Annotated in this window: 21 protein-coding genes; 10 read left to right on the forward strand and 11 right to left on the reverse strand. The window is 41.7% G+C overall.

Annotated features, from left to right (window positions below):
* Positions 1-5 precede the first annotated feature (5 nt).
* Complete coding sequence (locus tag JOC54_RS19455) at positions 6-830, forward strand: sugar phosphate isomerase/epimerase family protein (protein WP_204468486.1); 825 nt, start codon at positions 6-8, stop codon at positions 828-830.
* A gap of 122 nt (positions 831-952) precedes the next feature.
* Entirely contained in the window at positions 953-2,029 is a 1,077-nt protein-coding gene (locus JOC54_RS19460) for a serine hydrolase domain-containing protein (protein WP_204468488.1), read from the forward strand.
* A gap of 19 nt (positions 2,030-2,048) precedes the next feature.
* Here JOC54_RS19460 and JOC54_RS19465 read toward each other — a convergent pair whose 3' ends face one another.
* The 8 genes from JOC54_RS19465 to JOC54_RS19500 all read right to left on the reverse strand — a co-directional run bounded on the left by JOC54_RS19465 (position 2,049) and on the right by JOC54_RS19500 (position 10,144).
* The gene (locus JOC54_RS19465; protein ID WP_204468491.1) at positions 2,049-3,506 is read right to left on the reverse strand and encodes a helix-turn-helix domain-containing protein; all 1,458 of its coding nucleotides are present in this window, start codon (positions 3,504-3,506) and stop codon (positions 2,049-2,051) included.
* Between the two features lie 61 nt (positions 3,507-3,567).
* Positions 3,568-4,224 (reverse strand): class A sortase, encoded by a 657-nt coding sequence (locus JOC54_RS19470; RefSeq protein WP_204468493.1) that lies wholly within the window; start codon positions 4,222-4,224, stop codon positions 3,568-3,570.
* Positions 4,225-4,227: 3 nt separating this feature from the next.
* Positions 4,228-5,283, reverse strand: a complete 1,056-nt coding sequence (locus JOC54_RS19475; RefSeq protein WP_204468495.1) for a WxLIP family cell surface protein — start codon at positions 5,281-5,283, stop codon at positions 4,228-4,230.
* A 65-nt stretch (positions 5,284-5,348) separates the two neighbouring features.
* Positions 5,349-6,080 carry a WxL domain-containing protein gene (locus tag JOC54_RS19480; protein ID WP_204468497.1) on the reverse strand — a complete coding sequence of 244 codons (732 nt, stop codon included), beginning with the start codon at positions 6,078-6,080 and terminating at the stop codon, positions 5,349-5,351.
* Between the two features lie 27 nt (positions 6,081-6,107).
* Entirely contained in the window at positions 6,108-6,848 is a 741-nt protein-coding gene (locus tag JOC54_RS19485) for a WxL domain-containing protein (RefSeq protein ID WP_239586841.1), read from the reverse strand.
* Positions 6,845-7,156, reverse strand: coding sequence for an LPXTG cell wall anchor domain-containing protein (locus JOC54_RS23465; protein WP_367617836.1), 312 nt, complete (start codon positions 7,154-7,156; stop codon positions 6,845-6,847). The genes JOC54_RS19485 and JOC54_RS23465 overlap by 4 nt, the downstream gene beginning before the upstream one ends.
* Before the next feature lie 17 nt (positions 7,157-7,173).
* Positions 7,174-9,834, reverse strand: coding sequence for a lectin-like domain-containing protein (locus JOC54_RS19495; protein WP_204468501.1), 2,661 nt, complete (start codon positions 9,832-9,834; stop codon positions 7,174-7,176).
* Positions 9,827-10,144 carry a hypothetical protein gene (locus tag JOC54_RS19500; protein ID WP_204468503.1) on the reverse strand — a complete coding sequence of 106 codons (318 nt, stop codon included), beginning with the start codon at positions 10,142-10,144 and terminating at the stop codon, positions 9,827-9,829. The genes JOC54_RS19495 and JOC54_RS19500 overlap by 8 nt, the downstream gene beginning before the upstream one ends.
* Before the next feature lie 518 nt (positions 10,145-10,662).
* Here JOC54_RS19500 and JOC54_RS19505 point away from each other — a divergent pair.
* Positions 10,663-11,229: a hypothetical protein gene (locus tag JOC54_RS19505; protein ID WP_204468505.1), complete on the forward strand. Its 567-nt coding sequence runs from the start codon at positions 10,663-10,665 to the stop codon at positions 11,227-11,229.
* A gap of 130 nt (positions 11,230-11,359) precedes the next feature.
* Here the strand turns inward: JOC54_RS19505 and alr are convergent, their stop codons facing one another.
* The 3 genes from alr to JOC54_RS19520 form a co-directional block, all read right to left on the reverse strand.
* Positions 11,360-12,460 (reverse strand): alanine racemase, encoded by a 1,101-nt coding sequence (alr, locus tag JOC54_RS19510; protein ID WP_204468508.1) that lies wholly within the window; start codon positions 12,458-12,460, stop codon positions 11,360-11,362.
* Positions 12,461-12,539: 79 nt separating this feature from the next.
* Positions 12,540-13,673: an alanine dehydrogenase gene (ald, locus tag JOC54_RS19515; RefSeq protein ID WP_204468511.1), complete on the reverse strand. Its 1,134-nt coding sequence runs from the start codon at positions 13,671-13,673 to the stop codon at positions 12,540-12,542.
* 122 nt (positions 13,674-13,795) lie between these two features.
* Positions 13,796-15,031 carry a PucR family transcriptional regulator gene (locus tag JOC54_RS19520; RefSeq protein WP_204468513.1) on the reverse strand — a complete coding sequence of 412 codons (1,236 nt, stop codon included), beginning with the start codon at positions 15,029-15,031 and terminating at the stop codon, positions 13,796-13,798.
* A gap of 167 nt (positions 15,032-15,198) precedes the next feature.
* On the opposite strand from JOC54_RS19520, the gene JOC54_RS19525 reads away from it, so the two are divergent.
* From JOC54_RS19525 to JOC54_RS19555, 7 genes are all read left to right on the forward strand, one after another.
* Entirely contained in the window at positions 15,199-16,596 is a 1,398-nt protein-coding gene (locus JOC54_RS19525) for an alanine/glycine:cation symporter family protein (protein WP_204468515.1), read from the forward strand.
* A 147-nt stretch (positions 16,597-16,743) separates the two neighbouring features.
* On the forward strand, positions 16,744-19,944 hold the full coding sequence (locus JOC54_RS19530; protein WP_204468517.1) for a DEAD/DEAH box helicase: 3,201 nt from the start codon (positions 16,744-16,746) through the stop codon (positions 19,942-19,944).
* 294 nt (positions 19,945-20,238) lie between these two features.
* Positions 20,239-20,751 carry a GNAT family N-acetyltransferase gene (locus JOC54_RS19535; RefSeq protein WP_204468536.1) on the forward strand — a complete coding sequence of 171 codons (513 nt, stop codon included), beginning with the start codon at positions 20,239-20,241 and terminating at the stop codon, positions 20,749-20,751.
* Entirely contained in the window at positions 20,751-21,353 is a 603-nt protein-coding gene (locus JOC54_RS19540; protein WP_204468519.1) for a hypothetical protein, read from the forward strand. The genes JOC54_RS19535 and JOC54_RS19540 overlap by 1 nt, the downstream gene beginning before the upstream one ends.
* A 36-nt stretch (positions 21,354-21,389) precedes the next feature.
* Positions 21,390-21,755 carry a DUF2606 family protein gene (locus JOC54_RS19545; protein ID WP_204468521.1) on the forward strand — a complete coding sequence of 122 codons (366 nt, stop codon included), beginning with the start codon at positions 21,390-21,392 and terminating at the stop codon, positions 21,753-21,755.
* Between the two features lie 127 nt (positions 21,756-21,882).
* Complete coding sequence (locus JOC54_RS19550; protein WP_204468523.1) at positions 21,883-22,278, forward strand: hypothetical protein; 396 nt, start codon at positions 21,883-21,885, stop codon at positions 22,276-22,278.
* Positions 22,278-22,988, forward strand: a complete 711-nt coding sequence (locus JOC54_RS19555; protein WP_204468526.1) for a hypothetical protein — start codon at positions 22,278-22,280, stop codon at positions 22,986-22,988. The genes JOC54_RS19550 and JOC54_RS19555 overlap by 1 nt, the downstream gene beginning before the upstream one ends.
* Positions 22,989-23,418: the final 430 nt, after the last annotated feature.

Raw genomic sequence — 23,418 nt, forward strand, 5'->3', positions numbered from 1 at the left:
AAATGATGAACGTATCGATCTGTACTATCTCATTTCGGCACAGCTTGCAATCGATTGAACAGCTGGCTCATTGGTCTGCAGAACATGGGTTTGATGGAATTGAATTGTGTGGCGCGCATGCCCGCAATTTACACAGCAGTCCCGAGCTAAATGGTCAATGGCTCCAGTCCTACGGTTTATCCGTACCGCTAATAAGTGATTATTTGCCTTTGCATCAAGAGTGGGAAAGCATTTTCCCACCGCTTAAAAGCCTGATTACACTAGCAGAACGTTGGCAAACAAATAAGCTGCGGATTTTTGCTGGAGATTTAGGAAGCCAGCAGATTTCTTCAGATCAGCGCAACCATCTCGTGAAGCAGCTCAGACGTGCCTGTCACTATGCGGCTGAACACGGGAGGCAGATTCTAGTTGAAATTCACCCGCGCACGCTCTGTGACAGTATTCCGTCTACATTGCAGCTGTTTGGAGAAGTGAATCATCCTGCTTTAAAAATTAACTTTGACGTGTTACATACATGGGAAAGCGGGGCGAACATCAATCGTGCCTTTACCGAGCTGCGCCCGTTTATTGAGCATCTCCATTTAAAAAACGTCCATAATCGCAGTGATTTAGACGTGTTTCTGCCGGAGCGGGTTTTTCAAGCATCTGCGTCAAGAAAAGGCATGACTAGCTTATTTCACGGAGTGATTGATTATGATGCATTTTTATCCGAGCATGATTTAACCGGTTTAAACGCTTCGCTTGAATGGTTCGGTGCCCATCCATTTGAGGTGTTACAAGAAGATAACCGCAAATTACGTGCTTATCGCAAGGAAAAACTGTACCATTAATCGAATCTCTTTTTACGCAACGCGTCCGATTCAGTTTATCGGGCGTGTTTTTTTTTTTTTTCAATTTCTGGAACGTTTAGAGTCTATGTCTCGTATGAAAGAAAGGAGAGGGGGGAGCGTTATTGCTTACAAAAGCAGCAGAAAGAATGGTGGAGCAAGAGCTAAGCGATGCCAAAAAAGCGAGTATCCTTATAGGTGTAAGAACAAAAGACGAGCAGTTCATATCAGGATCGATTCACGACGATCCTCATAATGACGATTTAGGCAACGCAGTTTTTGAAATAGGTTCGACCACGAAGACATTTACAAGTCTACTATTAGCAAAATGCATTTTAGCAAACAAGGTTTCACTGGATGAACCAGTAGCTTCCTATAAACCAGAATACAAGCGAGCCTTAACGCATAACGGCAAGGAAGTAACCTTTCGCCACCTATCCACGCATTTATCTGGTTTGCCACGAGAAGACATGAAAACGATTCGGCACTCTGTCAAAAAAAATAAAGATGCGCGTGATAATCCGTACAAATACTTCACGAAAACGAATCTCAATCAATTCTTTCTCGACTTCGATTTAAAGCAGGAAATTAATAAAAAGTGGCGTTATTCCAATGTAGGAATTGGGTTATTAGGAAATACTTTAGCAGACATACTCGGTGTATCGTACGAAGAGGCAATCCAATCGGAAATTTTAGCCCCTTTAGGAATGAATGATACCTTTATTAGCGGGTCAGAGGAGCAACAGCAGCGGTACGTCCAAGCTTACAATAAAAAAAGCGAACCGGTTCCACCGATGTTGCTGCCGGGTATGAACAGTGCCGGCGCGCTTAAAAGCACTCTTCATGACATGTTGCGCTACTTGGAACATCAAATGGGTATGGTTGACAGTCCATTAAGAGAAGAGATTGAATTGACGCAGCATATTCAGGCGCAAACAAAGTGGAAGGATTTTCACATGGGACTTGGTTGGTTTATAGAAACCAAGAAGTGGAGTCCCTATCCGATTATTCATCACGGCGGAACCACAATGGGTTTTCATACATACTGCGGATTTATGAAAGAGACTCAGACCGGCATCGTCATCTGTTCAACGATTCAATTAAAGCCGCTGAGAATGGTGAAAATGGTGCTAAATCTGACGGGTGGGGTTAACGAGAACATTGCGAAAGAGATTTTTACCCAAAGTGAATTTCTAAAGTAGATTGCCAGCGGTTGGACAGTTAAAGAGAAAAGGAATAGTCCAGCCGCTGGCAATGGAGCCGTTCACACTTTTCGTGAATTTTATGTAAATCCGAAAAAGTAAGTGGGTAATGAATATAAAGAACATTCTGTTGTGATTTCTTTAAGAGTGGTGTGTCTGTAACAATGATTGGGAAAGAGCTATCTGCTTGTTGTTGCATAGCTGAAGTAACCATTTTTAGTTGAAACGGCACATAATCATTGATTTTTTCTGAAATCATTTCTTCATAGACTGGTCCTTCGCCAGAAACAATTAACATCTCTAGAGGTGGATGAAATTTATTAATGTCTACAAAGGTGTAAAGCAAAAGCAAATATCGAATTTTTAACAACTGATTAGGTGCTTGTTCGATTGAAGCAATCTTTTCTGAAATCTGCTCGACTACATTGTTCAAAGCTGGATGTTGTTTAGCAATGGCTTTCCCGTGAGTCACGTCTTTGTATGTTGTAAATGGGACAGGGTGGTAGCGGTTAGTAATGTGAAGCTGTAATAGATGGCCAGCTATATGGGTTCGAGTGGTACCTTTTAACGCATTTGGAAAAATTTGATCGAACACTTCGAGAAAACGAGTCGTTAAGAGCCACTCGGCTGTTTGATGTTTTTTATTAATAGCTATATTTTGCTCCAACAGCAGCATGGGATGATAGGTAAACGGAGCATTTACCACTGTCATTAATAAGAAGTCTTCTTCTCCTCTACGGTTATTTTCTGGAATGTTGATTAGAAAAGGCTCGCAAGCATCAATAATTCTCTGGCGAATTTCCTCTGGAAAACGAGAGTCATACTGATCAACATAATGTCCTTGGCTCGTTCGATGGTACTGTGACCCGAGCAAATAGAGAAACGACTCATACTGCATGTTTGATAACTGTAAATCAAAGGTAGAAACAATGGCATCGAGACGATCCTCAATAAGCTGTTTGTCAAAAGGAAATGGCCAGAAAATTCCATTCGTTATTTCAAATAAGACGATGTAATAAAATTGTCTTATTTGTCGTTCCTGTCCTTTTAGCTGTAGTGAGCGCAAGTCAAAGGAAAGCTGGTAATCTCGAAGCCATGTATTAATATTTTTTAATTTGCGAAAAAAAGTAGCCCGACTTATAAAGTGTTTTTCAACAAACGTATTTGCTTTTTGTTGATGGGCGATGGCTTCAAGAAAAAAGCGTACCATGTCATCTTGCAAATATAATCGATGAAGCATTTCTCGGATAATCAGCTCATCTTTTCCCGAAAGCTGGAGGATTGAGTCTGGTTTCAATTCAATCTTCATTGAAGAAGATTTGGTCACAAACGTTTGTTGTAGTTCTGCTAATGTATAATCAACGGTTCGTATAGAACAATTAAGGTCCAAGACCAATTCTTCTTTATTTACGGAATCCTCTAGGCTGAGCTTATATATGAGTTTGATTAAACGTTCAATTCGTTTATCTATTAACATAATGAGTTTCCTCTACAAGATTTGACCTTTTGGTCCTGTTGTTTTCATTTTCTAAGATTCCCTATTCAATAGGGCTCATTTGAATAAGAGAGGCTTTTGCCATAAAGCGTTGATCGGTAGGACCGCTGACATCGCAAGTAAAAAGCGTTAAGAGCGGTTCTAGCGTGTTGGAAGTATGATGAGTATCTCTTTCCGATACAATCGCTGTCTTATCAACACGATATTGATAAATATACCACTTATCTGATACATAAATATCCATATCGGCTTCAAGTTGTAAGATAGGGCCAAATAAAAGGGATTCATTTTGAAGATGGTGTCCAAAAAGAACATAGTTTCCATTTCCCATCGGCTGATTTGGATAGAGCGTAGCTGCACCACTTAATAAGTGACTGTTTGTCAGTCCGTCCATAATCGCAAGCTCCAAATTAAGTGCGGGAATGGTGATGGTACCAACGACAATTCCGTCAGGCTCTGAAAAGATACTTTGCAATACAGTTCCCATTGAAGGACGCTCAATCTCGGCAATCGCGTTCCAATCATTTATTTCCAACTGTGGTCGTTCTATGGGCATTTCAACGAACTCCTCGAAATGGCGCAGTGTGTTTTGACCAATAAACCAATCGCGAATAAATGGTGAAAAGCTTAACAAGAGTCCAACGATAAATAAGCTAGCAATGAAGACAAGCAGCAAACTAGATTTTATTCGCCTAGACATTGCTTAACTCGCTGTAGCAGGAGGGTTCTTCTGAGTTACTATGCCAACTTGTTGTTTCTTCTGTCTGCGGCGCCACCAAAATAGAATAATTGAAGCAAAAACAAGTGCAACGCCAATTGAAACGTACAGCCACGTATAGTCAGTAGGCGGAATGGAAACATCAGTTGCATTTAATTGGCCTGCCTCATCAGCATCAATCGTGAAAGGTTCACTCCAGCTCCATTCTGCTCCCATTGCTTTTGCTGTCATTTCTAATGTGTACTCACCAGCCTCAAGCGGTGCTCCATTTAATGGAATAGGGAAACCAAATTGAGAGTTAGGTGCCATCTGCATCATCTCTTTTTCCGTTTCAAAGAAAACTTCTCCAGTAGAGCTTGATTTGATTGCCGCTTTGACTTCTAGTTGGTTCACGTACATGGAAACAGGATTCTGAATTGTTGCTTGGATTACATTACGGGCATTTAGCTGTCCTGGGGAAACGTTAAGTAGCTCGAGCTCAGGTGTAAGCGTCTCTTCACTTTGTTGCAAGACTATCCCAACGACATAGGCATATTCGTTTTCAATTGATAAGCCTTGATCTTCTCCATCAGTTGTATCTGTTGATGACTCAAGCTGTTCTTGCAGAGTAATTCCACCAGCTAAAATTCCATCAAACGATTCATTGGGCATAGAGACTTCAAGAGGTAGGACAATTTCGCTCTCTGCTGGAATAACGAGTTCTTCTTCAATCGTGAGCCATTGATCGATTGGATAAGATAAAGTAGGATCAGCTTCAATCTCATTTGGTCCATACTCGACAACACCGTTCACATTGGTTGTGGCAGAATGGACAGCTGGGTTAAGCGTAACATCTTCAGAAGTATCGTTTCGCAATAGCATCTCAAGCGTTTGCGTTTGACCAGGCTCCAATAGTAAATCATAGTACGTTTTACTTGAATCAGTTTGATTGTCCGGAATAATCGTCGTTACAGAAAAATTAAATTCAGAAGCGTTGGCAGTACTAGCAGGGACGAGCAATGAGAACAGAAGCGCCGATAAAGCCCAACTTAATCGTTTCATAGATAACCTTCCTTTTTGAGGCATGCATAGGAATCTATGCATGCCGATTAGTTAATCATTCTTTTTTATTTGTTATCGTCGTTGCCTGGTGTATCTGATAACGTCCATGTTAACGTTGTTGAGTAAGAGTCAGCGTATTTCGTCGACTTACCTGGAACGAAAAGCTCGACACTCTCTGCTGCTGTTCCACCTTTGCCAAAGTGATACACATATGTACCAGCACCCTCTTTATTATGTGCGGAAACAACATTCTCAACGGTGTTAGGTGTTAACGTAAAAGATGGTTTAACGGTCGTTGGGATAGGAGACTCAGAAATCGTGTTGATCGCTGCATTCGACACTCGAATTTCTGCGCCTGTTAACTCTTGACCCGACGCTGTTTTAAATTGGTCGTTTTGGACAACATTTAAGGACCAGCCTGACTCTGTTCCACGATTATCAGTGACTTGAACATAATTTGGTCCTTGTTTTTCTGAGCCAGAGTATGTTTGTAGGGCTGCAAAATACGATTCGTCCGTAGATGTAATTTTCTGCTCTCCAAACTGGAATGATGAGGCATAATCGATGCTTAAAGGTCCTGATGTTCCTGGATTTGGACCTTCTGGGTCTGTCGGATCAACTGGATCAACAGGCACTTCTGGGTCTTCTGGGTCAACTGGACCTGTACCGTCTTCAGAGGGAGAAAACTTAATTTTTGCGTTTGTATTATAGCTTCCTCCATCAGCGGATGCGGCGTGAGTGCCTAACCCAAGCGAAAGAATGAGCCCAGCAATTGACATTACGAACAACTTTTTCATACATATCTCCTCATTTCATCTAATCGTTTATTTGTTAGCAGGCACATCTGATAAATTCCAAGTGAGCGTGGTTCTGTAAGTAGCTTGGTCTTTTGGCGTCTTCCCTGGAACGGATAAGGTGATAGCCGAATTACTCGTTCCATCGCCGTCAACTTCTCCGAAGCGGTTTACCCACGTTCCAGCTCCTTCACCGTCAGCGGCTTGTAATACGAGAGAAGTGGCTCCATCAGGATCAAGCGTAAAGCCACTCGGGTGGCTCGGAGGGGTAACGTCATCTTGTGTTCCAAGAACGGCACTGTCAGAGAACTCAATAACGGCCCCTGTAAGCGTCTGGTGTTGCGTATCAGGATTTGATAATTGACCATTTTGTTTCACTTGTAAGATCCAACCAGCATTTGTGCCTCGGTTATCCGTTACTTGGACGTAGTTTGGTACATAACGGCCATCGCTTAATTCTTGAGCTTTGGCGACATATGTTTCATTCTTTGTCGAAATTTTATTTACGCCAAAATCTAAGCTCGATGCATAATCAATACTAAGCGGCCCTTGTGTACCCGGATTAGGACCTTCAGGGTCAGTCGGGTCGATTGGCGTTACCGGGTTTTCTGGATCCGGATTTTCAGGATCAACAGGAGGGGTAATATCGGTATTTGGGACAAACTCGACAGAACCATTTGATCTGTAGTCAACACTTGTTTCTGCGTGAGCAAAGCTGCTCACCGTTAAGCTGGCCGTAGCCACCAATGCAAAGATAGCTGTCTTTTTCAACTAATTTCCTCATTTCGTTTTTGATTTAGTAGGTAACTCGTTAGGATAAGGGCGGCTAAAAGTAAACCAATTCCAAATGATACAGAAGCAAAGGGAGTCTGATCTCCTGTCTGCGGCAACACTGTCAGAGGTGAGTCTTTATTCTTCTCCTTATTTGGAGAATCAACTATGTACTCCCCATAAAAACCAACACCCGTGTCCGTTTCTAATTCAGCTTTTATATCAGTAGAAAACAGTAACGTGCAGAGTACGAACATTCCGGCAAAAAGCAGGAGAGTCTTCCTTATAACATCCTCACCTCCTTTCATTCATTAAAAGTTTAAATTTACTCATTACCAGGCACATCTTGAAGCGTCCACGTCATTTTTGCTTGATACGTTTGATTTACTTTAGCGCTGCCTGGAGATACTTGAAGGAAGAATCCTGATTTGTCGATATTTGACCATTTTTCCGACAAAAGAAAACGGCCCTCTAGTTCGTTTCGCCCAGTTGCAATCTGCACATCTTGTGGCGTGATGAGTTTCTCCGTACCGTCTGACATATAGATCATCTCAGCAGACAAAGGCTCATTCGACTCTGTATCTACAAAAGGGGAGGACAGTTTAACGGACAAAGCCCAGGTGCTTCTTAGATGGCGTGTGTCGATAATTGATAATTCACCTTGACCTACTTCACCAAAATACTGCTCTGGTTTGCTAGAAATCGTTTGTGTACCAAAATCAAGATTAGGAGCAACAAATGAGAGAGAGCCATCTGTAATGGTGACAGGTACTTGAATGGTTCGTTCTATCCCTGGATAAATCGTGCTCGCAATCTTGACGTTAACGGTGTACGTACCTGGTACGTTCGTATCAGGTAGTGCACCAGAAAAACCAAGCACTTTGGTATCCTGTTTTAACGAGCGAGGGGTAATGTGCATGTTTTTCACAAACGCAGCTGGGTCCCATTTGCTAGTGTCGGTGATTCTAGGAAACGTTTGCGCAACGGGATCAGCGTTAACGTTTATCTGGTTAAGAGAAACGGTTGAATCGTTTGTAAACACTCGACCTAAGAAAGCCCCTGATTGTGCTTCGGCGTAAGCTTGATTAACAAGTATGGGACTAGCATTGTCATTGACTTTCACACGGAAGATGAGTGTCCGCGACTGTGATTGGTTAATGTTTCCGACATTGAACTCCAACGTTTGCCCATTCACTCGTGTTGGTTTATTGTCTGTGCCACTTTCTACATAAGAGATGCCAGCGGGGAGGGTGTCCGTTGCTTTTACGTTTGTCCAGACAGTGCCAAGTCCATTGTCGGCAGGGTTAGAAAGCGTTAATTTATACTCGAGTGTATCGCCTGGGTACGCGTTTGTATTCGTTTTAAAAGCCGTTTCGCCAGCTGTGACATTACGAACTTGTTTTCCTGCTTGTGGTTGCTGAGGCAGATTTGCATAAGCAATTGCATACATGCCATCCTGCTGACCAGTTGAGCCAGTAAAACCCCAATGAACGTTGCTGCTGCCGAAAGTCTGGCTGTAGTCGGAAATCTCGTAAGACGTTGTATTGCCTCTAAAGGTATAAGTAAGGGTGCCTGAGCGATTATTTTTGGGCGTCCAATTGACTGTAAATGGCTGCCAGTTGGAACTGACAATCGAATTCGCTCCTCTGTAATAGTTCACATGTTGATGGTTCATGCGGTAGCGGTTTCCCTCTCTAGTTGTTCCAGAAGGGATGACAACGGCAGTATGGTTAGCATTGGTAAGCGAGCGATCACTGTAATCGCCGTTGAAATACGTATCAAATTCAAAGGAAACGGCATTTCGAATAAATCCTCCATAAGACGAATTATTCCTGATTGTTCCATACGCACCAAGTGACTCTCCACCTTGCCCGATGGCATTCGCCCCGTTTGAATCGTTATGCATCGTAAACGTCAACCCATCAGCGATTTGGCTTTTGTCCGGAGATGAGCTGTTAATGTACAGATGCATCGACGTTGTAAAGGGTCTGCTTAGATCAACTTTTTGTTTAAACCACATAGCTGATCGTTTGTTAGTCGTACCATCCGCTAAAACACGGACGTTCGAAGAAGAATGTTGTCTAACTTGATCGCCTGAAAAGGCGAATAAATCGGCAACATTGGGTCCGCTAACAGGAGGGGCGGGAATCGATGCAACATTTGCTGTTTCTATGGTGGAACGGAGCTCAACGTCTGCATGCTCCACTAAAGATGGTTCCTCCACTTTTTCTGAATCTGTTGCTGCATCGGTTTCTTCTGTTTTGGTTTCATCAGCGGTTTGGTCCTTTTGGGAAGGAGAGGAATTTTCCTCTTGTTCTTCCTGTTCCTCTTGCAAAGGAGGAGAGTCTTCTAATTCTTCGTTTTGTTCCTCTTGCAAAGGAGGAGAGTCTTCTAATTCTTTGTGTTGTTCCTCTTGTAAAGGTGGGGACGCTTCTACTTCTTCTGTTGCTTGATCTGTTTCTTCTCCTTTTTCCACATCATCTGTTTCTACTGAACTGTCAGACTTTTCTTCTGAGGGTTCTTCTTCTTTCATATCTGTTTCTGCTGGCATCACAGCAATATCAAGACTTGTATGAAAGCTAGCTGAATCTTTTTTAGAAGCAACCGCTTTTATAGTGAATGTACCAGCATCGATTGCCCGTAAAGAAAGTGAATGTGCTGTATGTGTGTTTTCCAAAATAAGTTCAGTTGAAGATGAGTTATATGTAAGTGCCTGATTCTCTTCTTTGACCCATTCAAGACCATCTGGAATAAAGATGGAGACAGCGTCAACTTCTAAAGAAGAAGTGTCGACTTCTAATTTAATTACCTCACCAATAGATCTAGATTCTTCCCCGGTAATTTTGAGCCAATTTAATCCGTTTTCTTCTTTTGCCAATGAGAGATTTGAGTGTGGGAACACTGAAAAAATAAGCAAACAAACAAGTAATAGATGAATGAAGCGCTTGTATAGAAGTTTTGAATAAAAAGCCCCGTTATCAGACATAGATTTTTTCCTTATTTTGTTTGTTTCTGTCATGTGATGTTTCGTCTTCAAGTGCGAGTAACGTTTTGCGTACTTCATGAATATATGTCAGTTGGCTTGGTGAAATGGTTTCGTAATTCATCAAATCCTGACGCAAATAGTTAAGATGCCACAATCGATCAAGTTCGATTGAACTTAAATGCCCTTGAAGTTTTTTTGTAGAAATATCAATCACATCACGTGCTGGCAAATAAGATGGCAAACGTAATTCTTTGCGTAACCATCTATCTATTTCTTGCATGAGTAGATAGGCATTTACGTTAACCTTCATAAAAAACCCTCCTTTTAACATCTATTGAACTAGGTATTGATAATCATGATAAACCATATATAATGCAGATTTAGTCTCTTTATTTGCATTATATGTGAAAAAAACGATACTATAGTTTGTCTAATTTTGACGAATGGTCTGAAATGCTCGTATGTATTTAAGTGAGCCATGTCAAAGCATAGAATCGGATTAGAAAACATTAAAAATAATATGTATTGACTAAGTTTGGTAGAACTAAAAAAATTCAAGTAAATTCTTTAGAACAGACTATTTATTTTTGTTGGTTAAGTGATAAATGATAAAAGCCTCAAAAACGGGAATGTAAAAAGAAATATTAGAGGATGGTTATTAAAGGAATACAACCAGTAGCTGGATGTATTATTTAAATAATAAAGAAAATTATGATATAATTGGTTGAGTGATGGTGGTCATGATGTCAAAGAAAACGGTGGTGTTTAAACTTAATCACTACTTTAATGAATTATGAGTACAATTGATTCATGAACTGGGGGTTAAATATGTCGACAAAAGAGCTTTGGCAACTACGAAAAAAGCAGATCTTTTGGCTTAACGGGGGCCTTATTGTTACTCTTGGCACGTATATCACATTGCTAACAATGGATATAAGTATCGATGCAATTCAATTTGGGGTCGGTCTTTTTTTTCTACTAGTTGGAACGGTTTCTGTTGTAACGAAAAGAGAGGTACTTTACTTGCTTCCTTCATTGAAAAAACTGATGGAGTATGAAAAAGATAAATTAGGCGACGAGTGGAATCGAAGTCGACTGACAGGAAGTTTTATGCAAATAGGGCTTGGTTTACTCTTTATCCTCTTTAATTTACCTCCATTTTCAGATAACCTTTTTAATCCTTCCACAGCAACTGTTTTTTTTATGATTGCTCTGTTTATCTTGATTGGAATGATTGCCAACGTTAGTCTATTATTTGGCTATCACAAGATTGATCGAAGCACAACAGAACAGTTAAAAGGGTACACGTATAAAAGTGTATTGATCGGTGCTCTGATTGGAGCGGTACTTGTCATGATCGTGATGATTAGCCTCGGTCTATTCTTTGCGAATTAAGGGACGAGCAAAAGGTGGGGTTTCTTACTTGTGCATACTTAAAATTCATTGAACCGAAACGTCATATTTTTAAAACGAACCGGCAAGCATCTAGATTAGGGCTTGCCGGCTCTTTACGTATACACAGATCTTATTGATAGATCCGAGGCACTCGCTTAGAGATTGCACAGACAATTTCATAATTAATCGTATTTGTTAATTCTGCCATCACATCAATTGGAAACTCTACTAAGGCGCCGTGGCTTACCTCGCTTATATCGGTAACGTCAATCATTGTTTGATCCATACAGACGCGGCCAATAATCGGTGCTTCTTGGTCGTTCATATGGACAACGCCAACATTTGAAAGAGCCCGAGATAAACCGTCCGCATAGCCGATGGGGAGCGTCGCGACTTTCCGTTCGGAAGCTAGTTTATGCGTCCGCCCATAGCTGATTGAAGAACCGGCTGGTCGTGTACGGACCGCGGCTACACGTGAATAGAGCTTCAGTGCTTGTTTAAGCGGGAGTGGAAATGTAAGGGATGAATCCGGGCGCAAGCCGTATAAACTAATGCCAACACGGACCATATCGAGATGCTTTTCTTGATGGTAGAGCGTGCCTGCGCTGTTGCAGCAATGTTTTAATGGCACATTGATGCCAGCGTCTTCTAAAGCATGCGTAAAAGCAAGGAACCGTTCAAACTGTTCATCGGTGTAGCTTGAATCCAGATTATCGGCTTCAGCGAAATGGGTGAATACACCTTCTACCTCTATAGTTGGATGCGCTGCTAGGGGACGAGCTAGTTCTAGCAATTCGTTCGTAGATAACACACCAACTCGGCCCATGCCTGTATCGGTTTTTAAATGGACTTTCACTCGATGGGTACTTGTAGCCGCTAACTTAAGCAAAGCATCACGGACTTCTTGATCAAAAATCGTAACGGTAATGTCGCGTGAGGCCGCCTCGTTTAGTGTTTCAGGTGCAGAGTAGCCTAATACGAGAATCGGTGCGGTTATACCTGCATCGCGGAGCTCAATCGCCTCATCGAGGATCGCAACACCAAGATACGTTGCCCCTCCAGCGAGGGCAGCTTTTGCGACGGGAAGAGCACCGTGTCCATAGCCATCGCCTTTAACAACAGCAATAAGCTGTGTACCTGGCGAGAGCGACTCCTTAAAAAGAATTGCGTTTGATTCAACTGCGTGTAAATCAACTGTGGCAAACGTATGGCGATAGCTGGTTGTTTTCACAAGGTCAAACTCCTCTCAAATCAAAACAGAAAGCCCTTCATCGAATGGATGAAGGGCCTCGTTGTGTAGGGTACGGTTTTTATGCAAGAACCGTTGATTTTGCCAGTGCCTCTTCAACAGAAACAAGTACATAACCAAGATCTCGTGCAACAGCGCTGTAAGTAACTTCGCCGTTTGCTACGTTTAAGCCTAGCGCTAGTGCCGGATTTTCGGCAAGTGCTTTTTGTACGCCTTTGTTGGCAATTTGCATCGCATAAGGAATCGTTACATTTGTTAGTCCAAGTGTTGATGTGCGCGGAACCGCACCAGGCATGTTCGCTACCGCATAGTGGACAACGCCATGCTTCGTATAGGTTGGGTTATCATGTGTTGTAATTTGGTCTACAGTTTCAATGATCCCGCCTTGGTCAATCGCTACGTCAACAACAACGGAACCTGGAGACATTGATTTAATCATTTCTTCAGTTACAAGCTTAGGTGCTTTTGCTCCTGGAATAAGAACAGCACCGATAACTAGATCAGAATCTTTAACTGCTTCGGCAATGTTAAGCGGGTTAGACATAAGTGTTTGAATGTCATTACCAAAAAGGTCATCAATTTGACGAAGACGATCTGCGCTCAAGTCAATTAGTGTTACGTCAGCACCAAGACCAACAGCGATTTTCGCTGCGTTTGTTCCAACAACACCGCCGCCAATAACGGTTACTTTTCCGCGTTTTACGCCGGGTACGCCAGAAAGAAGAATACCTTTTCCGCCTTTTAGTTTCTCAAGGAATTGAGCACCGATTTGTGAAGCCATACGTCCAGCTACTTCACTCATTGGTGTAAGAAGTGGAAGCGTGCGGTTTACTTCAACTGTTTCGTAAGCAATCGCGATAACACCACTATCAATAAGTGCTTGTGCAAGTTCTGGCTCTGCAGCAAGGTGAAGGTAAGTGAATAAGATTAGGCCTTCACGGAAATAGCCATATTCAGAGCTAAGTGGTTCTTTAACTTTCATGACCATTTCTGATTTTGACCAAACATCTTTTGCTTCAGGAATAATCGTTGCACCGGCAGCAGCGTAATCAGCATCTTCAAAGCTTGAACCAATACCAGCATTCATTTCTACTAAGATCGTATGGCCAGCTTTCGTAAGTGCAACAACACCTGCTGGCGTAATTGCAACGCGGTTTTCATTATTTTTAATTTCTCTAGGGATACCAATAATCATGTCATCGTCCTCCAAAAAGGGATATATGTTTCCATACACTTAGTATAAATCCACAAAGAAACGATTGCATTGTGCGAGAAATTCAAAATGGAAGCGGTTATTTGTGTAAATCCACAAACGCTTTATTTACCGTTTCGGAACAACTTCATATCTAAATAGATGCCAATTTTTTGGACGGGGTCCTTTATATCGATTAACGTGATCTCCTTAATTCGTTTTAAGCGGTAATTCAATGTATTAACGTGACAGTGTAATAACTTGGCGGCTTCTGCCATATTGTCTTCCCGGTCAAGCACCGCTTCAAGTGTCTCTAATAAGTTCGCTCGGTGCTCTTGATCATACGCTTGTAACTTTTGAATGGCATGGTTTGTTGCGAGCTCTTTGGTTTCGTTCGACCGTTTTAAAATGTCAATGTAGCGGAAAACACCGAGTTCATGATAGAAAAACGATTTGTGTAGCTCACGTTTAAACAGCTGCTTTAATTGAATGACTGTGCGTGCCTCTTTATAGCTAGTTTTCACGTCATCAAAACTTTCTTTTGGATAGCTACAGCCTGCGGCAAGGATGGATAATTGAAAGCGTTCTTTGACTTGTTCAGAGAAGGTGTGAATGAATTCTCGTGCCTCCATGTCAAAGTCCGTCACTGAATTTGGCGACACCAATAAAATGAATTCATTTTCATCTAGTGTCTGAATTAAGATATCAATGCGCTGCAATGTTTTTGTTGCATAAGTTAGTTGGCGATATTGTGCTTTCGTAATCGATTCAAAAGAGAAGACCATAATGGCTAACGCGTGATTGTGTTTTAATCCTAAGCGCTGTAAATGGCTTTTGATTGAAGTCTGATCACTCACATCACCCGTCATCATTTGCCAAAGCAATTCTTGATCGTTGCGCTCTTTCCGTTTTGTTTGCAAATTTAATTGAAGCAGCTGGTTTCTCGCTTTTAGGGCGGCTATTTTCAAATCGGCTAAATCTTGATTCGTCAGCGAACGGCCTACTTCAAGTACCCATATATAGCCAAGCACTTCCTCGTTTTTTCTGATCGAGATCGCAACACGATTGCCAAGCCCAATCTCATTAATTGTCGGAATGACCAAAGGCTCATCACTTTTATTTAATGTAGGGATGACACCATCTTTCCAGAATCGATTGATGACTCGTTCTGGAACCCGTCTGCCAATAATCGTTGATATACGTGCTGCATCGGTTTCATCCTCATGGGAACTATAAGCAAGGAGCTGATGATTCGAATCTTCTATTGTAACTGGACAATGCAAATGCTCACTTATCGCATCAGCGAAATCGTCGAGTGAATCAAATGGTTGATTAAAAAGATGAGTTGGTACGTTGGTCATAAATGAAGCTCCTTATTTGTCAAAAATAGGTCGGATTTGTTAAAAACCACGAAGCAAGCGTTTGCAGTTTGTGTGCATACACAAATACAAGTCTTGATTGTAGTGGTAAGATAACTTACGATTAGATAATATTATCATAAAATAGTATGTCCTTAGGAGTGAACAACATGAGTATTTTAGATGTACTCGAGAATATCAACGCAGTATTATGGGGACCACCTAGTTTAATTTTACTATTTGGGACAGGCTTATTCCTAACCTTTGCCCTTAAAGGATTACAATTTCGCAGATTAGGTCATGCGTTTAAGCTTGGCTTTGGTAAAGAAGATGAGCACGATTCTGCTGCTGAGGGAGATATTAGTCACTTTAAAACATTAATGACAACGTTATCAGCAACGATTGGAATCGGAAACATTGCTGGTGTGGCCACTGCCGTGACGCTCGGTGGACCAGGAGCGATTTTCTGGATGTGGATTGTTGGGTTGTTAGGTATGGCAACGAAGTATGCAGAAGCTCTTCTTGCCGTGAAATACCGCGTGAAAAATGATCGTGGTGAGTACTCAAGTGGCCCAATGTATTATATCGAAAAAGGATTGGGAAAGAAATTTAAATTCCTTGCAATCGCTTTCGCACTCTTTGGAGCCATTGCAGCACTTGGGATTGGAAATAGCGTCCAGTCAAACACCATTGCCGATGTCGCTTTAACCAATTTTAGTATTCCAAACTGGGTAACGGGACTTCTCCTTATTATTCTTGTAAGCTCGATTATTTTTGGCGGGATTCAACGGATTAGTACGGTAGCAAGCTTCTTTGTTCCGATCATGGCCATCTTGTACATGGGTGGAGCCATCCTAATTTTAGTCCTTAATTATGATTTAATCTTACCTTCATTTGAAATGATTTTCTATTATGCGTTTAACCCAGTCGCAGCAATTGGTGGTTTTGTAGGAATTGTTGTTGCCGAAGCCATTCGAAACGGTGTTGCTCGCGGAATCTTCTCAAACGAAGCCGGTCTTGGTACAGCAGCATTAATCGCGGGTAGCGCTCGTGGCGATCACCCGGTAAAGCAAGCACTGGTTGCGATGACAGGGACGTTTATTGTGACGATTATTGTTTGTACAATGACTGGTCTTGTTTTATTGATCACTGGATTCTGGGATCAGACAGGCGGATTAATCTCTGGTGTCCCTCATGACGCAGCACTTGAGGGTGGAGCCTTAACGAGTGCAGCCTTTGGTTCTGTTCTAGGAGTTGTTGGCGAATACATTGTGTCTCTTTCCGTTATCTTCTTTGGTTTCTCCACAATCGTTGGGTGGTATGTATACGGGGAGAAATGTTTTGAATATCTAATTGGCACAAAAGGAATTAACTCATACCGGATTATTTACGTACTAGCATGTGGAATTGGGACGGTAGCGAGTCTAAATACGGTATGGGCATTTGCTGACATGGCTAATGCACTTATGATGATTCCAAACTTAATTGCGCTCCTGTTACTTTGGAAAGTGGTTGTAGCTGAAACTGATGATTACTTCACCAACTTTTACAAGAAGGGCAAAGTATAACTCTAAAGTGAGAAGTCATAGAAACCTATGGCTTCTTTTTTTATAAGAATATGTAACGGGTGCTGTGATACAATTGGAGTATGACGAAACAGGTATACTGAAATAGAATTGGCTAAAGCGTTTTATCCTTGAAAAGGAGACAAGTTCGTGAATATGACACTCAATCAAAAAAAAATTAAACAAATGTGTGGCAACGTCTCCTTTAAAAGAGGGGACTCTTTTTATCGCGCTAATAAAGTAATCGTGGAAGTGGATGCGCCTGATCGGGTTGAAGCAGTGGTTATTGGTAAGGAAGACTTCCACGTCACGATTACGAAGGGCCAAGCGGGCGAGATCCAGACAACATGCAGCTGTCCTACGTTAGCTGCGTATGGAAAGGACTGCCAGCATATTGCCGCCGTGTTGATTTTGATCAATGATCAGAGACAGCAAAACACACCCCCGGTTGTGCTGGAGAATGATTCTAGCGCTACCGCAGATCTATTGCCTCTTTTCAGAGATCGTCCGACTCGCTCAAGCGGCCGTCAGCTCCATTTTGAAAACCGGAGGGAGCTGCAGCTGGTCTTTACATGTACGGTAATACCCTCGGAAAACGAAGGGCAGTATGTGCTTGGGATCGAAGTGATGGCAGGTTCGATGAAGGTCGTGCAGATCCGAGACTTTCTTAAGCAAGTAAGCGAAGGCAATACCGTTGCTTTATCGGATTCGTTTACATATGATCCAACCATTCATTACTTTCAGAACGATGCAGACGCTGTTATTTGGCAGCTCATTGAATTACTGCATAATGAAAACATCTATAGGGAGTCTTTACCACATAAATCGACCGATACTAGAAGCGATCAGCTCTTGCTTATTCCGCCGTCATCATGGGAAGTGCTTCTTCCTTTGCTTACAAAAGTACCATATGGGGTCGTAACCTATAACGGTAAGTCGTTTGATGGATTTAGTATTTCCTTCCCGCCACTCCCGTTACAGTTTGAATTTACAAAAGCAGTAACTAATGACTACCAGCTTTTACTGAGAGAAATCGATCAATTGATCGTGCTGAATGCCTATCGGAGCGTCCTCTTTAAAGGAACCTTCGTAAAGCTAAAAAATGAAGAGTGCACTTACCTTGCTGACTTGAAAAAGAGTCTAGCTTCATCGGAAACGAATACGATTGTGGTTCCTCAAAACAAAGTAGGTTTTTTTATGGAGCGAGTTGTACCAGGCTTAAAAAGATTAGGTGAATTCCACTTATCTGAGGCGCTTTCCAATCAGTTTGAGAAGACTCCGTTAGTCGCCAAACTATACTTGGATCGTGTTAAGAACCGCCTTCTTGCTAGTTTGGAATTCCATTATGGACATGTGATGATTAATCCAGTAGACAGCAGTAATGCTGGTGCTGGTTTGTTGCTCGTACGAGACGAAGAAAAGGAAAATACAATCCTGGAATTGATAGAGGGCAGCTCGTTTTCGAAAACGAGTGAGGGGTACTGGATGCATAATGAAGCGCTGGAATACGAGTTTCTCTATCATACACTACCGAAAATCCAGCAGCTTGTGCAAGTATACGCAACAACGGCAGTAAGAGTACGAGTAACAAAAGGGGCAGCACCTCCGCGAATCAACGTAAAGCTCAAGAAGGAACGAATGAACTGGCTCGAGTTTACCTTTGAAATGGAGGGCATTCCAGACCAGCAAATAAAAGAACTATTAGCGGCTTTAGAAGAGAGACAAAAATATTACCGTCTGCGTAATGGCTCATTGCTGTCACTAGAAACAAGCGAATTTGCAGAAATTCAACGGTTTTTGAATGCTATACCCGTTCAGGAAAAAGCGTTTGAGGACGCCATTATTGTTCCAATAACACGCGGACTTCAGCTGCTTGATTCAGCCGATGATGGTGTATTTTCAGTAGAGCAGTCCTTTCGTGCATTTTTACACCGAATAGAGAACCCTGATCCACTAACGTTTTTGGTTCCCAAACCATTAGAACCGGCTTTACGAGAGTACCAAAAGCAGGGCTATAGATGGATGAAAACCCTAGCTGAATCAGGTTTTGGCGGGGTGCTCGCAGATGATATGGGGCTAGGGAAAACCGTGCAAAGCATCGCCTATATTCTGTCTGAGCTTTCTGCAATTCGAGAAAAGAAAGAGCCGGTGCTTATCGTTTGTCCGTCATCTTTGACGTATAACTGGCTGAGTGAATGTAGGAAATTTACACCAGAGCTAAAGGTGACAGTTGTTGATGGCAGTAAAACAGAACGTGCGCGTATCCAAAAAGAGGCGGTTTATTTTGATGTACTGATTACTTCCTATCCCTTGTTACGAAGCGATGTTCTTTGGTTTGAAAACCAAGCCTTTCATACGGTGTTTTTTGATGAAGCACAAGCATTTAAGAATCCTACAACATTAACGGCGAGGACAGTTAAGAAGATCAAAGCAAATCAGCGGTTTGCCCTCACTGGCACACCAGTAGAAAATTCGCTTGAAGAATTGTGGGCGATTTTTCATGTTGTCTTTCCAGAACTATTTCAGAGCTATAAAGCTTACAACAATCTCACACGAAAGCAGATTGCCCGGAGGATTCGTCCGTTTTTGCTGCGAAGAATGAAAGAGGATGTGCTTGCAGATCTGCCTGAAAAAGTCGAGGCAATGGAATCAGTGGAGCTGCTTCCAGAGCAGAAGAAACTGTACGCCTCTTATCTAGCAAAGTTGCGCCATGACACATTTAAACACTTGGATAAAGATACACTTCGGAAAAACCGTATTAAGATTTTGGCTGGGTTAACACGCTTACGGCAAATTTGTTGCCACCCTAGCTTGTTTGTCGATGAGTATAAAGGAAGTTCTGCTAAATTTGAACAACTTAAGCGAATTCTAGCTGATGCAAGGCATGCTGGGAGAAGGGTGTTAATCTTCTCCCAGTTCACCAAAATGCTCGAACTAATCGGAAGAGAGTTAACGGTAGAAGGTGTGCCTTTTTTCTATCTTGATGGGCAAACCCCTTCAGAAGAACGAGTTGCGCAATCAAATCGATTCAATGCAGGTGAACGTGACCTATTCTTAATCTCTTTAAAAGCAGGCGGGACAGGGCTTAATCTGACTGGAGCCGACACTGTCATTCTTTATGATCTCTGGTGGAATCCAGCAGTTGAAGCGCAAGCAGCTGACCGTGCTCACCGCATCGGTCAGACAAAAGCGGTGCAAGTCATTAAGCTCGTGGCTCGCGGGACAATTGAAGAAAAAATGAATGAGCTGCAAGAGAAAAAACGGCATCTTATCGAAGAAATTATTGAGCCAAATGCAAAAGCAACGTCTGCACTTACTGAAGAAGACATTCGAGAAATATTGATGATTTAACATGCGTCATTCCTTTACGAGAATAAAGCCCCTGTTCATAGTGAAGAGGGGTTTTTGCGTTGTGAAGCTCGGATACACCATTTATGTGAGCAGGGAGACCACCAATTTTTTCAGGTGTAACGTATTTTTTAAAAGTTGCACCTGTGGGAATAGAACGATTTATCTTACTTGACAGAAAATGGTTACGTCAATAAGCTAGAATCACAAAAGAATGTAAATGTAAACGTGATGAACCACTCATACTAGATTTGGCCAATAAGCTTTAATTTTAAGTGGAAGGAAGACGTGAATACGATGCACACCATCGCAATAACTCCAATGGCTAAAGAGGACTGGCCAGATGTCCAAGCAATCTATCAAGAAGGACTAGACACAAAGAATGCTTCCTTTCAAGAAACGGCTCCGTCTTGGGAAGAATGGCATGCTGATCATTTATGCTGTTGTCGTCTAGTTGCAAAAACTGAAGGGAAAGTAGTTGGTTGGGCAGCACTCAGCCCTATTTCCAAAAGAAGCGTTTATCGAGGTGTTGCCGAAGTGAGTATTTATGTATCAAGTCAGTTCAAAGGGGAAGGTTTTGGAGATTATCTATTAAAAAGTTTAATTGAAAGTAGTCGGGAAAATGGTTTATGGACCTTGCAAGCAAGCATCTTTCCCGAAAATAAGCCGAGTATATACGTACATAAAAAGAATGGCTTTCGAGAGGTAGGACGGAGAGAGCGAATTGGTCAACAGGATGGAATCTGGCGCGATACGCTTTTGTTTGAATTGAGATTGAATCAAACAGCTGATCGTGAAGGTGCTCAATGATGATGAGTAGCTTTCTCACTCTAATCGTCGTTCTATTACTGACTTTTTCGTATAAGCTTGTATCTGTTCTGGTCCAAATGTTCGATAAGAAGGGGTTGCATGAAAGGCAGAGAGATGCGACGATTTATCTGTGGGCATTGCTTGTTTTCGGGGGCGCTTTCGTGTACAGCTATGATACTGTTTTTGCTTGGCCGTCGACTATCGAGAGAATCGTCCCTATTCTCTTAGTGGGAGCTTTTGTAAATCTACTCTATTCGCGCTATTCAGGCTACGAGCCTAGCGGAAAAAAGAACATCCTGCACTTCGTTATTCTTTTTCCGATCATTGAGGAGATGCTGTTTAGAGCTCCACGTATGGATTTTATCATCATCTTAACAGGTGTCTATCTAACGATTGCGTTAAAAAAACCAGGAAAGCCGCTGTTTCAACGAAACGCAGTTGATCGAGTGCACTTGCTTATCTTTCTTATGGTATTGGCATTAAGCGTGGTTAACAGCACGTTTGTGCAGCTCATTTCAAATGGCGTAATGATTCTACTGGCGATTGCTGTTGTGGCCCCGTTGATCGTTGTATTTATAAACCGGAGTCAAACGGCAAGCTAAGTTAATTACAGTTGAAACAGATAAAGAGGTGGGGATATGAAAAAGAAGTGGATTTTAGGCAAGTCGTTTGGGCCATTGTTCGTGCTTCTTCTGTTGTCTGCTTGTTCGCTAGTTGATGATGAGCCTCGCTATATTAAAGATGTGACGTTTCTTATTGTTGATCAGCACAACAAACCAGTCGCAAACAGCTGGATTGGAATTGATAATGACTCTACTGATGAAGGAAGGGAAATAGGCACTTATCTTGGAGAAACTGATGAGAACGGCATCATTGAGCGCTATTCTAATGAAGTTAGAGAGTATCAGATTGCCTATTATCAAGGCTCTTTTGTTTTAACGGAAGAAGATGAAGGAGCAACAATTACAGTTGTGATTACAATTGAAGAAGATAAAAATAGTTAAACAGGAAGTAAATGGAACTATTTCCTTTTTACATAAAATGATGTAAAGTGAATGATGATTCTGTCAATTTTCTTACTTTTTGCTAAACTAGAGAAAAGCTTGATTTGAGACTTGAGGTGAGTAGTAGGTGAAAGCGTATTGTTTTTTTCTCGGAATGCTTCTCCTCGTTACTGTAGTTGGTTGTTCTTCTTCTGAAAGCGAAGACACGATAAAGATTCGTTCTAATCTCGAAGGAGCAGGTTACACGGAACAAACGGAGTTAAACAGTGATCATCTATTTGAGCAAAAGCTACTGAACGTCAAGCCAATTGTCTATGTTAACGGAGATCCACAGTTAACGTTTTACCCGCTTGCTACACCTGAAGAACGAGAGCGGGCAATGAACCAGTTTATCGAAAAAACAGTTGCTTATAACATTATTGATTATGATGTGTACGAAGACGAATTGCATCTTTTCTTTTTTGTCCATTACGATGAGGAACTTCCGCTAGCGGGATTAACGAAACTAGAAGGGGGCATTTGATGAAAAAAAGAATGGTGACGTTCGTTGGGTTAACATTATTAGGCGCAAGCGCTCTTGTCGGCTGCAATGTGCATGGTTCGGAAGTGAGTGCAGAGGATGAGCATATTCCTGAGCGTTTAGACGAGATTTTGCTAAGTTCTTCTACGATTGTAAAAGGACGGTTTACGGAGCGAATCGCAGAAGAGAACATGATTCGCTCTAGCGCTAATCCTAGTGAGCCAAGCGAAGAATTTTATTCAGAGGGGCATATTTATCAGTTCCAAGTTGAGGAATCCTATAAAGGATCAGATGAGGAAACAGTAACCGTCGTTACGCCTTATGCAAAAGAGGTTTCCATTCAAGGGACATTTCGCGATAGGATGATTGAGCATGTTGATTATGAGCCAATTGATGAATCAAAAACGTATATTTTGTTTTTAAACGAGCTTGCTGAAATCGAACAAGGGCTTTATGGACCGGCATCCGCCGCGTTTATTGTTGAGGTTGATGAGGCAGAGAACGTGAGATTTTATTCAAAAAGAATCGAGGGACAGCTTGCGGAAAATGTCATTGTTGAGGAAGGCAATCAAGATTTTAAAGGAAAGTATGTAACGGAAGTGACAGGTTTCTTGATGGGTGATTATATAGAAGATGTGCTCTTGCTTCGTGATTTGTTCGCTTTGGAAGGAATTGAATCGTTGAGCGAACTTGAAATCTTTTTAGAAGAATAATCATTATTTGCTGAAAAATAGGTAAAATAGACTTATTTCTAGATGTAAATCGATTATACTAAAAGGGAAAGGGGGCGAGGGTTTGGAAGCAATTCTTATCGTAATTGCAAGTGTTTTAAGCGTTATCGCAGTAAGTTTCGGGAGCAGAGAATGGAACAATTCATCTAATGAATTGGAATAGCTTTCGCTAGCAGAGAAGGAGATTAACCATCTTGTCAGTCATTGCATTTATTATTAGTTTATCCGTTACATATGTGTTTACTACTTGTTTATATGGTTAGTTACTCGATAGTTTTAAGGTAGAGCATCACAAATAAGAGGAATAAGCCCATGATTAAAGTGTACCCTTTGTAAAGGACATTTTAAAAAAGTCTAAGCTACAGCTAAAAGATGATCACTGTATTGAACAGGGGTCATCTTTTTTCTGTTC

Origin of the sequence: Shouchella xiaoxiensis (genome assembly GCF_016907895.1) — a bacterium.
Taxonomy (GTDB): domain Bacteria; phylum Bacillota; class Bacilli; order Bacillales; family Bacillaceae_D; genus Shouchella; species Shouchella xiaoxiensis.

Bases quoted from the DNA above. Each gene is read 5' to 3' on its own strand.
- JOC54_RS19500 (WP_204468503.1), bottom strand. From the start codon at position 10,144: ATGAAGGTTAACGTAAATGCCTATCTACTCATGCAAGAAATAGATAGA.
- JOC54_RS19540 (WP_204468519.1), top strand. From the start codon at position 20,751: ATGATGAGTAGCTTTCTCACTCTAATCGTCGTTCTATTACTGACTTTT.
- JOC54_RS23465 (WP_367617836.1), bottom strand. From the start codon at position 7,156: ATGAAAGGAGGTGAGGATGTTATAAGGAAGACTCTCCTGCTTTTTGCC.
- JOC54_RS19520 (WP_204468513.1), bottom strand. From the start codon at position 15,031: ATGACCAACGTACCAACTCATCTTTTTAATCAACCATTTGATTCACTC.
- JOC54_RS19505 (WP_204468505.1), top strand. From the start codon at position 10,663: ATGTCGACAAAAGAGCTTTGGCAACTACGAAAAAAGCAGATCTTTTGG.
- JOC54_RS19525 (WP_204468515.1), top strand. From the start codon at position 15,199: ATGAGTATTTTAGATGTACTCGAGAATATCAACGCAGTATTATGGGGA.
- JOC54_RS19465 (WP_204468491.1), bottom strand. From the start codon at position 3,506: ATGTTAATAGATAAACGAATTGAACGTTTAATCAAACTCATATATAAG.
- JOC54_RS19545 (WP_204468521.1), top strand. From the start codon at position 21,390: ATGAAAAAGAAGTGGATTTTAGGCAAGTCGTTTGGGCCATTGTTCGTG.
- JOC54_RS19475 (WP_204468495.1), bottom strand. From the start codon at position 5,283: ATGAAACGATTAAGTTGGGCTTTATCGGCGCTTCTGTTCTCATTGCTC.
- ald (WP_204468511.1), bottom strand. From the start codon at position 13,673: ATGATTATTGGTATCCCTAGAGAAATTAAAAATAATGAAAACCGCGTT.
- JOC54_RS19480 (WP_204468497.1), bottom strand. From the start codon at position 6,080: ATGAAAAAGTTGTTCGTAATGTCAATTGCTGGGCTCATTCTTTCGCTT.
- JOC54_RS19555 (WP_204468526.1), top strand. From the start codon at position 22,278: ATGAAAAAAAGAATGGTGACGTTCGTTGGGTTAACATTATTAGGCGCA.
- JOC54_RS19495 (WP_204468501.1), bottom strand. From the start codon at position 9,834: ATGTCTGATAACGGGGCTTTTTATTCAAAACTTCTATACAAGCGCTTC.
- JOC54_RS19470 (WP_204468493.1), bottom strand. From the start codon at position 4,224: ATGTCTAGGCGAATAAAATCTAGTTTGCTGCTTGTCTTCATTGCTAGC.
- JOC54_RS19455 (WP_204468486.1), top strand. From the start codon at position 6: ATGAACGTATCGATCTGTACTATCTCATTTCGGCACAGCTTGCAATCG.
- JOC54_RS19535 (WP_204468536.1), top strand. From the start codon at position 20,239: ATGCACACCATCGCAATAACTCCAATGGCTAAAGAGGACTGGCCAGAT.